Annotated in this window: 12 protein-coding genes; 7 read left to right on the forward strand and 5 right to left on the reverse strand. The window is 39.9% G+C overall.

What is annotated here, in order from left to right; translation table 11 throughout:
• The first annotated feature begins 34 nt into the window (after positions 1-34).
• From AC52J8_RS12540 to AC52J8_RS12565, 6 genes are all read left to right on the forward strand, one after another.
• A complete protein-coding gene (locus tag AC52J8_RS12540; protein WP_086400124.1) occupies positions 35-1174 on the forward strand; it encodes an acyl-CoA dehydrogenase family protein in 1140 nt (379 codons plus the stop codon).
• A gap of 82 nt (positions 1175-1256) precedes the next feature.
• The gene (locus AC52J8_RS12545; RefSeq protein ID WP_197738931.1) at positions 1257-2507 is read left to right on the forward strand and encodes an OprD family porin; all 1251 of its coding nucleotides are present in this window, start codon (positions 1257-1259) and stop codon (positions 2505-2507) included.
• Positions 2508-2565: 58 nt separating this feature from the next.
• On the forward strand, positions 2566-3102 hold the full coding sequence (locus tag AC52J8_RS12550; RefSeq protein ID WP_025465198.1) for a DUF3237 domain-containing protein: 537 nt from the start codon (positions 2566-2568) through the stop codon (positions 3100-3102).
• Positions 3103-3141: 39 nt separating this feature from the next.
• Positions 3142-3531 (forward strand): PaaI family thioesterase, encoded by a 390-nt coding sequence (locus AC52J8_RS12555; RefSeq protein WP_004702855.1) that lies wholly within the window; start codon positions 3142-3144, stop codon positions 3529-3531.
• A 33-nt stretch (positions 3532-3564) separates the two neighbouring features.
• A complete protein-coding gene (locus AC52J8_RS12560; RefSeq protein WP_086400127.1) occupies positions 3565-5316 on the forward strand; it encodes a tannase/feruloyl esterase family alpha/beta hydrolase in 1752 nt (583 codons plus the stop codon).
• A gap of 143 nt (positions 5317-5459) precedes the next feature.
• Positions 5460-6356: a DMT family transporter gene (locus AC52J8_RS12565; protein ID WP_086400128.1), complete on the forward strand. Its 897-nt coding sequence runs from the start codon at positions 5460-5462 to the stop codon at positions 6354-6356.
• A gap of 15 nt (positions 6357-6371) precedes the next feature.
• Here AC52J8_RS12565 and AC52J8_RS12570 read toward each other — a convergent pair whose 3' ends face one another.
• Complete coding sequence (locus AC52J8_RS12570) at positions 6372-7442, reverse strand: AraC family transcriptional regulator (protein WP_086400129.1); 1071 nt, start codon at positions 7440-7442, stop codon at positions 6372-6374.
• 129 nt (positions 7443-7571) lie between these two features.
• Here AC52J8_RS12570 and AC52J8_RS12575 point away from each other — a divergent pair, with 129 nt between their 5' ends.
• Positions 7572-9032, forward strand: a complete 1461-nt coding sequence (locus AC52J8_RS12575) for a coniferyl aldehyde dehydrogenase (protein WP_086400130.1) — start codon at positions 7572-7574, stop codon at positions 9030-9032.
• Positions 9033-9083: 51 nt separating this feature from the next.
• Here AC52J8_RS12575 and AC52J8_RS12580 read toward each other — a convergent pair whose 3' ends face one another.
• The 4 genes from AC52J8_RS12580 to AC52J8_RS12595 form a co-directional block, all read right to left on the reverse strand.
• Entirely contained in the window at positions 9084-9449 is a 366-nt protein-coding gene (locus AC52J8_RS12580; protein ID WP_032037940.1) for a hypothetical protein, read from the reverse strand.
• 236 nt (positions 9450-9685) lie between these two features.
• Complete coding sequence (locus AC52J8_RS12585; RefSeq protein ID WP_197738932.1) at positions 9686-11149, reverse strand: amino acid permease; 1464 nt, start codon at positions 11147-11149, stop codon at positions 9686-9688.
• A 397-nt stretch (positions 11150-11546) separates the two neighbouring features.
• A complete protein-coding gene (gene astA / locus AC52J8_RS12590; protein ID WP_086400131.1) occupies positions 11547-12641 on the reverse strand; it encodes an arginine N-succinyltransferase in 1095 nt (364 codons plus the stop codon).
• Entirely contained in the window at positions 12638-13873 is a 1236-nt protein-coding gene (locus AC52J8_RS12595; protein WP_086400132.1) for an aspartate aminotransferase family protein, read from the reverse strand. The genes astA and AC52J8_RS12595 overlap by 4 nt, the downstream gene beginning before the upstream one ends.
• Positions 13874-13897: the final 24 nt, after the last annotated feature.

A 13897-nucleotide genomic window follows, 5' to 3' on the forward strand; every position in this document is an offset into this window, starting at 1 on the left:
CCTTAGCCTCAATTTTGCCTAAAAAAGGTTCAACATGCCACACGATACAGAATTTGAACTATTTCGAGACAGCTACCGCAGGTTCTTAAAAGAACAGGTTGCTCCGTATTATGAACAGTGGGAACACGATGGCCTCATCCCTCGTGATCTGTGGCTTCGTCTTGGGGAAAATGGCTTTTTGTGCGTCGATGTACCCGAAGAATATGGTGGCTACGGTGCTCCTGTTCATTACTCACTCATGCTGGTTCAAGAAACTGCTCAAGCTGGTTTTGCATCTTTGGCGGTTGCCATTGGAGGGCAAAATGAGCTGGTCTCTCCTTATCTGCAAAATATTGGAACTGAAGAGCAAAAACGTTATTGGTTACCGAAAATGGTGACAGGTGAAGTCGTCACTGCAATTGCCATGACAGAGGCCAATGCTGGTTCAGACTTACAAGCCATACGCACTCAAGCCATTTTAGAAAATGACTACTACCGTATTAATGGTTCAAAAACGTTTATTTCAAATGGATTGCATGCCGACCTGATCGTTCTGGTTGCGAAAACTGATCCGCAAGCTAAAGCAAAAGGCATTTCAATTTTCTTAGTTGATGCTGCTTTAGATGGCGTTAAAAAAGGCCGTTCCTTACAAAAAATCGGACTCCATGCCCAAGATACAGCCGAACTGTTTTTTGATGATGTTTGTGTGCCTGCAATTCAGCGTTTGGGTGAAGAAGGACAAGGCTTTGCTTATTTAATGCAAGAGTTACCGCGTGAGCGTTTGAGCATTTCTATGATGGCTTTGGGATCAATTTTAGGCGCCATTGAAATCACCAAAGACTATGTACTGGAACGTAAAGCTTTCGGACAACAGTTAAGTCAAATGCAAAACACACGCTTTGTGCTCGCAAATGCACACATCAAAGCAAAAGCCGCTCAAGCTTTTGTAGATCAATGTGCAGCGCTGTATCAACAACACCAGTTAAGCGTCACTCAAGTTGCCGCATTGAAATGCTTTATTACCGATGTTCAATGTGAAGTGATTGATCAATTACTTCAGCTTTTTGGTGGCTACGGTTACATGCAGGAATATCCGATTTCACGCTTTTTTGTGGATGCACGGGTACAAAAAATTTATGGGGGAACCAATGAAATTATGAAAGAAATCGTGGCCCGAGAACTGCTCGGAAAATAATTCGATTTAAAAACCAAACAAGGCGGACACAACAACTAAGCCTTATTGAAAACAAAAAAATGTTATTTCAGGAAGAAATGCTATGTCGAAATTATGGATGTACTCTACCCTCATGCTCTCTGGTTCAGTGTGGGCTGGCAATTTTATTGACAACAGTTCAGTAGAACTCACCACGCGAAATTTCTATTTTGACCGCGACTATCAAGAGCAATCTGCTTACCCTGCTGCCAAGGACTGGACACAAGGTTTTATTCTTAAAGCCAATTCAGGTTATACCGAAGGGACTGTCGGTTTTGGACTGGATGTACTTGCGACGGCGGGTTTTAAACTCGATGCCGACGCAGAGCATGGCGGTACAGGAAACTTACCTAGAGACACGCGTACCAATGAACCTGCTGACTCTTATGGCGAAATTGGGGTCACAGCAAAAGCGAAAATGAGCCAGACCGAGCTACGTATTGGTACGCTAATGCCGATGAACCCAGTTTTAGTAGCTTCACCTGCTCGTTTGCTGCCTCAAACCTATCGAGGAATTTCACTGACCAGTAAAGATATTAAAGATTTTGATTTACAGGCAGCCTACCTCGATAAAGTGAATCATCGTGATTCGACCAACTATGAAAAAATTAAAATTTCAGGCGTAAATGGACGATTTAAAAGTGCCGAAACTGATGGGCTTTATTATTTAGGTGGAAACTATCAGTTTAATCCTGCACTCAAACTCACCGCTTTTTATATGGATGTTGATGATCTTTATAACCAAACCATGGTCGGTGCTTTACACCAATTTAAAATTAACGACACCACCAACTTTAGTTCGCAATTACGTTACTACCGCAGCCGAGATGACGGACAAGCAAAAGCAGGTTTAGTCGATAATGATCTTTATCATGCGCATTTCGAACTCAAACATCAAAACCATAAATTTATTTTTGGCACCTTCCAACATCACGGCGACACCGCTTTTCCGTATTTGACGGGAGGTGAAACTGGACTTCTCATTGACACATGGCCGGGCGAGTTTTTAAACCCAAAAGAAAAAGCCTATAGTTTCCGTTATGAATATGACTTTAAAGATTATGTACCGGGTTTACGTTTTATGACCCGTTACACCACAGGTCACAATATTTATGCACCTAACTTAGGTGGAACCAATTTGAAAGAGCGAGAAACAGACTTCGATTTAGGCTACACCGTTCAGAGTGGCTGGTTAAAAAATCTAGGGTTACGCGCACGATATGCCATTTATGACAATAACATGCTCTCTACAGCAAATATCAAACCTGTAAACGAAACGCGTATCAACATCGACTACACATGGAAATTTAAATAATTCAAAACAAGAGGTTCTGTCACATATAGAACCTCTTTTTAATTTCGAGAAATTCATCATGAAGAAAGTTGTAACGCTACTCTGCACAATGAGTCTGATTGCCCTGACTCACGCTGAAACTCAATATAGCCCTCCACCTATTCAGCTTGAGCCTTTAGCAAAATTTAGTGTTGATTTAAATGCGCCTGTTTGGGAGTTAGGCACAACCAGTGACGCTGGTAAACGCCGAATTATTCCTATTACGGGTGGGACATTCGAAGGCAAAACACTTAAAGGCCGTATTTTAAATAATGGCGCAGATTGGCAAATCGTTGACAGTAAAGGACTAGCGATTATTGATACACGATATTTGCTAGAAACTGATGACGGTGCACTTATTTATCTTCAAACCAAAGGTTACCGACATGGCTCGGCAGAAACACTAAAACAGCTTGCTCAAGGCAAAGATGTCGACCCGAAAAATTACTATTTCAAAATTACCATGCAGTTTGAAACCAGCTCACCTAAATATGCATGGCTTAACCAGACCGTTGCAGTAGGTAGTGCAATGCGCTTGGGCAAAGCGGTTATTTATGATGCCTACACGGTGAAATAATAATTTTTATAACACTTACAAAAGGATGGACACTTCATTATGGATCAAAAAACTTTAGAACACTTACCGCCCATCCATCACCATTTGGGTGGACACAATATCCATTGGAATGACAAAAACACTGAACTCACCATCCACTACACAGCACTAGAAAGCTTTACCAATCCACGCGGCACCGTTGAAGGTGGCATGATCTGCGCCATGCTTGACGACGTGATGGGACTTTTTGCATATCTCGCCAATGACCATAAACCCGCTACCACCATTAACTTAACGATGGATTTTTTAAGGCCCTGTGCTGTAGGCGAAGTCATTACAAAATGCCGATTCATTAAACAAGGCAAAACTGTACTGAATCTCGAAAGTGAAGCTTGGCAAAACAACAAAATGATCGCACGAAGCACAGCTAATTTTTTGGTTTTAGATTAATTACAAACATTCATTCAATAAGGATATGAATAAATGAATTACACCAACAATAAACGAATTTTGACCCGCTCCGCTTTAGTGCTTGCCATGCTTGGTGCTTTGGCAGGCTGTGGAAGTGATAATGATGACACAACGGTTTCCTCAACAACCAAACCACCACAGTTGTCTCCTGCTGTGGGCGTAAAAATGACAGGAAGCTGTACGGACTTAGTCGGATTTCAATACAACAATACAGTCATTAGCTCAGCTACCCTTCAAGAAGCAGGTACATTGACTGTCGCCAACAAACCGATTGGCGCTCATTGTTTGGTTAAAGGTTATATGGACCAACGTGTAAGCCCTGTCGATGGACAAACCTATCAAATTGGTTTTGAAATGCGCTTACCAATAGACTGGAATGGTCGTTTCCTCTATCAAGGCAATGGCGGAACCGATGGTAATTTAGTCCCTGCAACAGGTCAGGTTGGTAGCGGTGGCCCACTGACCAATGCCCTGCATGATGGTTTTGCGGTCATTTCTTCCGATGCTGGACATAATGCTTCACAAAATCCAATGTTTGGTTTAGACCCTCAAGCCAGAATTAACTACGGCTACGGTGCGATTACCAAACTCACGCCTATGGCAAAAAACCTAATTAAAGCCGCATATGGCAAATTGCCAGATCGCTCCTATGCAGGTGGCACATCGAACGGCGGACGTCATGCCATGATTGCCGCAACCCGTTTGGGCGACCAATATGATGGAATTCTAGCGAGTACACCAGGTTTTCACCTACCTCGTGCAGCCGCGGCTCAACTCTATACAGCACAGCAGCTTCGTCGTGTCGCAACAGATGAAAATGACCTAAGTACTGCTCTAACTCTTCCAGAGCGTAAAGTTTTAGCAAAAGCGATTTTAGATCGATGCGATGCTTTAGACGGTGTTGCAGATGGACTGGTTCAAGACGTCGAGGCTTGCCGTAAGGCTTTTGATATTCACAAAGATGTACCCGTTTGCTCAAGCACAAGAGATGGTACTTGTTTAAGCACCGAACAAATTGATGTATTAGCCAACATTTACCGTGGTCCTGTAAATTCGGCTGGACAAGCGCTCTATGCAACCCAGCCTTTCGACCCCGGTTTAGTCGGCAGTAACTGGGCAAGCTGGAAATTCGAATCTTCGGTGGGAACAGCACGTGACCCCGTTGCAGTCGGCATTCTTTTTCAAGTCCCACAAGACCCAACTGTGACTCAAAATTCTAGACAATTTGCCTTTAATTTTAACTTCGATACCGACTATCCAAAACTCTCGGCAACCAATGATGTTTATACTGAAAGTTCGATATCTTTCATGATGCCACCTGATGAACTTAATCTAGATAAACTCCGTAATCACGGTGGAAAAATGATTGTGGTACAAGGCACAGCAGACGGCGTTTTCTCTGTAGATGACACCCAAAATTGGTACGATCAACTGCTACAACACTATAAAAATGATGCAAAAGGTACAGCACCTGAATTCGCACGTTTCTTTAGAGTTCCGGGTATGAACCATACCCGTGATGGCATTGCGACCGACCAATTTGATGCATTGACTGCCTTAGTCAACTGGGTCGAATATGGGCAAGCACCTGACAAAATCATTGCGGCTGCACGCGGCGCAGGTAACCCAAGTGGTCAAATTAATACTGAGCTTCCACAAAACTGGGCACCAGACCGTACCCGCCCACTTTGCCCTTACCCACTGATTGCTCGTTACAATGGTCAAGGTGATAGTGAGAAAGCTGAGAACTTTAGCTGTAAATAGCACCCTATAAAATTAAAAGAGAGCTAAACAGGCTCTCTTTTTTATTTTACTAAGTACCACTATTGAATCATTATCAAATGATATTTCATCCAATACCTGCATCGCTGTTAATATAACACCGAAAACTAAAAACTCATTTCTCTATGCAAAATCAGACTGCTCCAAACCTCCCCTCAACTCAACTTGGAAAAGCACTGCTTTGTCTTATGACATCGGCATTATTATTTTCCATTATGGGAGTGTGCATTCGTTTTGCTTCACAAACAGTAGACAATACGACCGTCGTGTTTTTTAGAAATGCAGTAGGTTTATTTATTTTTATTCCGATGCTCTTTAAACAGGGGCTAGATTTTATTAAAACCGATAAACTCTGGATGCATACTTGGCGAAGTATTGTCGGGCTTGCCGCAATGTATGGTTTTTTCTATGCCATTGCGAACTTAAAACTCTCAAATGCCATGGTTTTTAGTTATTCATCTCCTATCTTTATTCCACTGATTGCATGGCTTTTCTTAAAAGAAAAAATTACCAAATCGATGATTTTTGCCGCTGTGATTGGACTCATTGGGGTTTTATTTGTCGCTAAACCCGACCAAGGTCTATTTAACGCACTATCTTTTATTGGCTTGGGTGCATGCTTTTTATCAGCAATGGCCTTTGTCACCGTAAGAGCTTTAACCAGTACAGAGCCGCCTGAACGTATTGTTTTTTACTTCTGTGTTTTCGGTAGTTTAATTTCCTCTATTCCAATGTTCTGGCATTGGCGTATTTTCACTTGGCATGAACTAGCACTACTCATTGCCGCAGGACTTTTAGCAAACATTAGCCAACTATTTATGTCTTATGCTTATAGCCTAGCTCCAGCAGGACAAATTGGCCCCATGAATTATATTGCCATTATTTTTGCAGGAATTTGGGGATTTGTTTTTTGGCATGAATTACCTGATCTGTTTAGCATTATCGGCATATTTATTATTTTATTTGCGATTTTGCTCTGTAATCCATTTTTGCAGAAAAAGTTACTCTCTCAATTTAAGTAGCAGTCAAAGCTAATTCTAATTTAGGTACTGTATTCGATATTCATTTGGTGAAATGCCTGTCCAGTGACGATAGGCTTTTCTAAAATTAGAAGTATCTGAAAAGCCAATTCTCTCGGCAATTTCATCTACGGTTAAAGTTGTTTCTCGCAAATATTCATCCGCAAGACGGCGCCGAGTCTCATCTAATAACTCCTGATAAGTTAAATCAAAACCTGCCAAGCGTCGATGTAAGGTCCGTTTTGACATATGTAACCGTTCAGCCATTTCTTGAGCTGATGGAAAAAGTCCTGTTCCATCCAATAATATTAAACGGATTGTTTTCACCAGCTCGGGCTCTTCAAGTTCAGCAGCACCCAACATCCGCTCACAAAACGATTTACACATATCCGCGGTAATCGGGTTGGCATTTGGACAAGGTACATCGAGCCACTTTAAATCAAAGTGCCATTGCATTACCCCCGCATTAAACTGAACGGGACAATGAAAAACTTTTTCATATTCTTCTGCATAGTCAGGCGCTGGATAGGGCAACAAAAGCTTCTTCGCTTGAAATGGTCCTTCAAGCACCCGTTCAATTAAGGTTTGCATGGAACTAAACCAAAACTCGCACACCAAAGGCAGAAGCTTACCCAGTACAATAATGTCCTGCCCTTCAAAAACGGCAACATCATCCCGAATATAAAATGACTTCTTTAAAATAGGCCCTGCAAGCTTAATATGTCGAATGCCAAGCTCTACCGCTTGTCTAAAATTACGTGAGGAATATAACGCATAACCATACACCCCAAAATCAGACAACCGCTGCTTTTGTCCTGCTCGTAGTCCAATTAAGGGATCATGAGATAGCTTTTGAATATTTTGAAATAACTGAATTTTTTGAACTTGAGAAATATATAAAGAGGATTGATTCATCGCATCTGGCGAAATATTTGTGCCAGATAGAACATCTGATATTGAATGGCCTTGCGACCCCATTTCATCAAATAAACTGGTTAAACCTAGCAAATATGTATTGGCACCTAAGAGTGTATTATCATAATTTCCTTCGATAACCGCATTTGTATTTTTATAAACATTATTAGGCATTTAATTCACACCATCCCTAGAGTGACGTGCATAATGGCACTAAACTACCTCTTGTTGTCTCAATTTAACATCGACCATACGACGCTTCAAGCATAAAGTATGATAAGCAAAAGTATGGAAGGAATAATAATGGAACAGTCCACCTTAAAAGAATATAGCGGCTCTGCCACTGAACATATGGAACTTATTTTTTCCAAACAACGTGCCAATTTTGAAGCAGATCCTTACCCAAGTCTTGAAGCACGCCGCACAAAACTGCATCAACTTAAAAAACAAATTATTCGTTATCAAGATGCTTTAGCTGCCGCGATTAATTCCGATTTTAGTTCTAGATCATTTGATGAATCTAAACTACTAGATTTGCTTGGTTCTGTGTTAGAGGCTGATCATGCGATTCATCATTTACGCCGCTGGATGCGTCCAAGTAAACGCCGTACCGAGCTTTTATTTTTATCAAACCGTTTAAGTGTGCAATACCAACCTAAAGGCGTGGTTGGTGTGATTGTTCCTTGGAATTTCCCGGTTTATTTAGCACTTGGCCCCCTCATTGCCACCTTAGCTGCAGGCAACCGAGTCATGATTAAACTGCCTGAAATTACACCGAATACTAATGCCATGCTTCGACGCATGCTTGCCGAAGTTTTTAATGAAGATGAAGTGGCCGTGTTTGGTGAAGAAATTACAGACCCAGCAAGATTTACCTCTTTGCCATTTAACCATATTGTATTTACAGGTTCTCCTACCATTGGCAAAGTCGTCATGCGAGCTGCTGCTGAAAATCTAACACCTGTTACACTTGAGTTAGGTGGTAAATCACCAGCAATTGTAAGCCGCAACTACCCACTTGCCGATGCAGCAAAACGTATTACCCATGGCAAAGCAACTAATAGTGGTCAAATCTGTGTAGCGCCTGACTATGCGTTGGTTCCTAAAGAAAGTATTGATGAGTTTGTGGATGCAGCGAAATCAAGCTTTATAAAAATGTTTGGTCAAAACATCACAAACAATGAGAATTACACATCGATTGTAAATGACCGTCATTTAAAACGTATTCAAGATATTTTGACCGATGCGCAAGAAAAAGGTGCTCGTGTTATTCCTTGTGACACTTACAGCTTTGACCAACAAGGCCGTAGGATGCCTGTACAGATTGTGCTGAATTGCACGCCAGATATGCACATTATGAAAGAAGAACTCTTTGGCCCTATTTTACCTGTGGTGGCTTATGATTCTTTAGATGATGCGATTACCTATGTGAAATCGGACGAACGACCTTTAGCGCTTTATTTCTTTACACATAGCTCGGTAGAGCGTGATCGTATTTTACGTGAAACTCATTCAGGTGGCGTGACCATCAATGACTGGGGTTGGCATGTAGTTAACCATGATGCTCCTTTTGGTGGTATCGGCAACTCAGGTATGGGGTCATATCATGGTGAAGAAGGCTTCCGTGAACTTTCACATGCAAAAACTGTGTTTATACGTCATCGGTTTTTCCCGACTCAGCTTTTCCACCCTCCTTATGGAACATTTTTACAAAAGTTAGCGATTCGCTTTTTCTTGAAGAAAGGCGATCCAAGTATTAAATAATGAATATAAAAAAAGCCTCGTAATGAGGCTTTTTTATTGGCTTTTAATTAATCAACCGGACGTAATAGAAAAATTATGAAATTTACAGATCTTTAAATAAGTATCTTCAAATAATTTTTCCATTTTAGGGTTCCCATCATGATAGTCATCCCAAAATTCTCCACTAAATTCTTTAGGTTCAATAGTCGTAGTTATAGTATCTTCCTGCTTATAAAATGAAATTTCCCAACCTTCAGGTATACTGGGATTAATTATTTCAAATTTAGAAATTTCTACAATAACAGGGGTACCATCTGAATCGCGGCGAACAGATACTTTTGTTTCATTTCGATATTCATTAAATTGCACCCCAAAACAGATGTATCTTTTCCCAATAGTAAAATCGTACAAATCACTATCATTACACTTAAGTATCATGGGATTACTATTCCTTTTACTTTGTAATCTTTATTTTTAAAATCAATTTAATTCATTTTAATATTTATGACTATATTTAGAATCCTGAAAAACATTTCAGACCTTACAAAAATTTTCTGAGTAAGTTTACTACTAAATGTTGGAACCATAAACAAATTATCTTAACTAAAAATTATTATTTTAAAAATAAAAAAGCTAGACACACGCCTAGCTTTAAAAACATTTCATCTTCTAGCTTAAATATAATCAACCTTTTGAGCTTTCAAGATATCAAGCTGCAACATCTTTTTCTTTTTATATTTATAGGCAATAAATAAACCAATAAACCAGATTGGTGAACACTCAAGTGCAATTAAAGTATCATGGTCTAAAGCTAAAATTACGATAGTAAACACTAAAAACAACATGGTCATCCATGCCATAAATAAACCACCCGGCATTTTATATTTTGACTGGATATGTAGCTCAGGACTTTTCTTACGATAATAAATATATGAAAGCACAATCAACATAAATGTAAAAATACATAAAATTGAAGTGAGCGCTGAAATAATCGTAAATGCTGTCATGACATTTGGAACGATAAATAAAATAGATGTTCCAACCGTTACGCACGCCATTGAAAATATGAGTCCTCTAATTGGAACTTTTCTTTTTGACAGCTTACTAAAGCTTTTAGGTGCATCGTTGTCTAAAGCCAAACCGTATAACATCCGGCTAGTCGCAAAGATTCCACTGTTTGCAGAAGATAAAGCTGAAGTCGCAACAACAAAGTTGATTAAACCTGCGGCAATTGGTAATCCAACCAAGGTAAACATTTCTACAAATGGGCTCTTTTCTGGTGAAACTTTTGCCCAAGATGTGACGGCAATAATACAAACCAACGCGCCCACGTAGAACAATAAAATGCGTAAAGGAATAGAGTTAATCGCTTTTGGAAGTGATTTATGCGGATCTTTAGTTTCAGCAGCAGTCGTACCAACCAGCTCAATACCCACAAATGCAAATATGGCAATTTGAAAACCTGCCAAGAAACCTGTTACGCCATAAGGAAACATTGATTCTGTTTCAAACAAATGGCTCATTGAAGCCTTAACCCCATTTGGAGAAGTAAACCCGGTCCCAATTAAATAAATACCAGCCAGAATAAATAGAATAATTGCAGTAATTTTGATGAGTGAGAACCAAAACTCAAGTTCACCGAACAATCGAACGGCCACAAAGTTAAGTATGGTTAAGATGGCCAATGATGTAAATGCCGGAATCCAAACGGGTAAATCGGGATACCAAAACTGCATGTACCCTCCGATTACAATTACATCGGCAATCGCAGTAATAATCCAGTTACACCAATAGGACCAACCAAGGAAAAACCCCGCCCATGGACCGAGATAAGCTGTTGCAAAATCGGCGAAGGTTTTAAAATTCGTGTTGGCAAGCAACAATTCACCCATTGCCCGCATCACGAAGAAAAAGAAGAAACCAATAATTAAATAGGTTAAAACAATTGAAGTACCCGAAACACTTAATGTTTTCCCGGAACCCATAAATAATCCAGTACCAATTGCACCACCGATTGCGATCATTTGAATATGACGATTTGTCAATGAGCGCTGCAATTTCTCTTCTTCTTGCTCAGTCATATGTTGACTACCAAGAAGATCTCCTTCCAGAAACTGCTTTCCGTTATTCTTACTCATGTAATATTTACTCCAATTTATAGCAACCGTCGTAAATGCTTTAATAATAAACAAATTATATGATTATTAATTTAGTCCATTAAACCATTCTAAAATATTATTAAATCACTTAAGACCTTATAAATTCCTTTTTAAAAGCCATCACCTATAACAATAAAAATTATTCATCAATCCTTTCCTTCATTATTATATTAGCCTACTTTCCAAAATATAATTTCAATAAACAATTAAAATATATAAACTAATTAATATTTTATTGATTTACCCTTTATATAAAAAAGCAGGCTAATTAATTCCAGCTCAGAGAGCAAGATTGTATTTATCCATATACCAATCTTGCGCTAGCGATAATATATTATTCCCTCTTAAAATTGGTGAAATGTATAGTAATTTCCGCTTAATTAACAGCCATTCGCAAATGTTCAGTCTCTTTGAGTTTATTGACCACTTCTGGGCTCGAAACTTGTTTAACTTGAACACTGAGCACCCGAACTAAAGAGCCATTTTCAACATTCAATTGGTTTGCCTGTTCTTTTGTTAACTGCAATATGTTCTGATGAGGCTGGCTATACACAAGAATGGCGCGATAATTTTCATAGTCATCATTAGCCACAATGTAAGCTTCATCCCCTACAGCGATATTTTCAGGTTGTTCAATTTGAACCGTTACAGACTGACTTTCTTTAATTGCCCGTAAATTTTCGATATCTGCTTGCAGCGTTGCGCCACCATCAAAAATATCGACATAGCCTTTGTAGCGCAGTCCTTCTTCAAGCAAGAGGTTGTAGGCTGGTCGGGTATTTGGGTGAACAATTCCAATCGCAGCTTTAGCATCGTCAGGCAGCATATCGACATAGAGCGGATGTCTTGGCATCAGCTCAGCAATAAAAGCCTTTTGCCCGACTCCACTTAAATAATCAGCCTTGGTAAATTCGATATTAAAAAACTTATGACCTACCGCATTCCAAAATGGTGACTGCCCATTGGCGTCAGAATATCCGCGCATTTCGGCAACAATCGTTTCTTCAAAATATTGACGGAATGCTGAGAGAAATAAGAAACGGACTTTAGATAAAAATTTGCCATTTTTATTTAAGCGATAGTCAGGGTCTAAAAATAAAGTACAAAGCTCACTACAGTTGGTATGGTCATTACTCAAATATAAAGTAGGTAAAGCGTTATAAACACTTAAGGGTTCAGATGCATGAACTTGTGTTCCTACATGGAAGTTATACCAAGGTTCTTTTAAACCAAGTGCAACTTCAATTCCGCAAACACCGACAACTTTGTTGAGTTCAGTATCTTCTAAAACAAATAAGTAAACCTGATCTGCCTTTGGAAGTTCGCCTGCGACTGTCTTACACGCCCGTTCAATACGAGCAGCAAGTTTTTCCATATTTGGCTGCAAAGATGTCAAACCAAAACCCGCTTTTTGAGCCAAGAGATAAAGGCCATTAACATCTTTAGGTTCAATGTAACGAATAATCATCATGCTGCTTGTTCATCCTTTTGCATTTCTACAAAGCGAGCAAGCGCACGTTCAAAGCGTTTTATACCTTCATCAATATCAGCAAATGGAATGATTAAAGAAGGTGTAAAACGTACAACATTCGGACCTGCAATAAGACTCAACAAACCTTCTTCGCCCGCAAGGTTATTAATGTCTTTTGCTTTACCAGCAAATTCTTCTTTTAACGCGCAACCTATTAATAAGCCTTCACCGCGAATCGTTTTAAAGACTTCATATTTTTCATTTAATTGATTTAAAGCTTTTTTATAGTAGTCATGACGCTCTTTAACGCCATTCAGCACTTCAGGTGTATTAATAAACTCAAATACTGCACCAGCAACCGCACTTGCTAACGGGTTACCACCGTAAGTCGTACCATGTGTACCGACAGAAAGATGCTGTGCAAATTTATCAGTTGTTAACATTGCACCGACTGGAAAACCACCACCTAGTGCTTTTGCAGTCGTTAACACATCTGGAATAACACCAGAGTTCATGTAGGCATACAGTGCACCTGTACGGCCAACACCGGTTTGTACTTCATCAAAAATCAGTAAGGCACCAAACTGATCACACAGTGCACGTAAACCTTTTAAAAATTCAATATCAGCAGGGATAACGCCGCCTTCACCTTGGATCGGCTCAACAATCACGGCACAAGTTTGTTCATTAATGACCGCTTTTGCAGCTTCTAAATCATTAAAGGCAACATGGTTGATACCATTTGGAAGAGGTGCAAAGTCTTGTGAATATTTAGGTTGACCACCCGCCGAAACGGTAAATAAGGTACGGCCGTGGAACGCATTGTTAAATGCCACAATGCCACTTTTGCCAGCAACGCCGCTGTCGAGTCCAACTTTACGCGCCAGTTTTAATGCCGCTTCGTTCGCTTCTGCACCTGAGTTACAGAAGAAAACCTTGTCTGCAAATGTATTTTCGGTGAGTTGTTTTGCAAGGCGTAGAACGGGTTCATTTGTATAACCGTTGCCTACATGCCAAAGTTTTGTTGCTTGTTCTGTTAAAGCATTCACTGCCACTGGATGCGCATGACCTAATGCGTTTACTGCAATCCCACCTGCAAAATCGATATATTCTTTATTTTCTTGATCCCAAATACGTGAACCTTCTCCACGTACCGGAATGAAATTTGCCGGCGCAAAAACTGGAACCATCCACTCGTTAAAGTCATTACGAGAAACTGCAAAATTATTCATCTTATCTAGTCCATTAAATTGAAT

The organism is Acinetobacter sp. S-1 (assembly GCF_059579785.1).

What these genes read in the sequence shown, in the direction of transcription:
- astA (WP_086400131.1), bottom strand. Translation starts at nt 12,641, where the DNA reads ATGATGATTATTCGTTACATTGAACCTAAAGATGTTAATGGCCTTTAT.
- AC52J8_RS12555 (WP_004702855.1), top strand. Translation starts at nt 3,142, where the DNA reads ATGGATCAAAAAACTTTAGAACACTTACCGCCCATCCATCACCATTTG.
- AC52J8_RS12550 (WP_025465198.1), top strand. Translation starts at nt 2,566, where the DNA reads ATGAAGAAAGTTGTAACGCTACTCTGCACAATGAGTCTGATTGCCCTG.
- AC52J8_RS12565 (WP_086400128.1), top strand. Translation starts at nt 5,460, where the DNA reads ATGCAAAATCAGACTGCTCCAAACCTCCCCTCAACTCAACTTGGAAAA.
- AC52J8_RS12595 (WP_086400132.1), bottom strand. Translation starts at nt 13,873, where the DNA reads ATGAATAATTTTGCAGTTTCTCGTAATGACTTTAACGAGTGGATGGTT.
- AC52J8_RS12560 (WP_086400127.1), top strand. Translation starts at nt 3,565, where the DNA reads ATGAATTACACCAACAATAAACGAATTTTGACCCGCTCCGCTTTAGTG.
- AC52J8_RS12585 (WP_197738932.1), bottom strand. Translation starts at nt 11,149, where the DNA reads ATGAGTAAGAATAACGGAAAGCAGTTTCTGGAAGGAGATCTTCTTGGT.
- AC52J8_RS12575 (WP_086400130.1), top strand. Translation starts at nt 7,572, where the DNA reads ATGGAACAGTCCACCTTAAAAGAATATAGCGGCTCTGCCACTGAACAT.
- AC52J8_RS12545 (WP_197738931.1), top strand. Translation starts at nt 1,257, where the DNA reads ATGTCGAAATTATGGATGTACTCTACCCTCATGCTCTCTGGTTCAGTG.
- AC52J8_RS12570 (WP_086400129.1), bottom strand. Translation starts at nt 7,442, where the DNA reads ATGCCTAATAATGTTTATAAAAATACAAATGCGGTTATCGAAGGAAAT.
- AC52J8_RS12580 (WP_032037940.1), bottom strand. Translation starts at nt 9,449, where the DNA reads ATGATACTTAAGTGTAATGATAGTGATTTGTACGATTTTACTATTGGG.
- AC52J8_RS12540 (WP_086400124.1), top strand. Translation starts at nt 35, where the DNA reads ATGCCACACGATACAGAATTTGAACTATTTCGAGACAGCTACCGCAGG.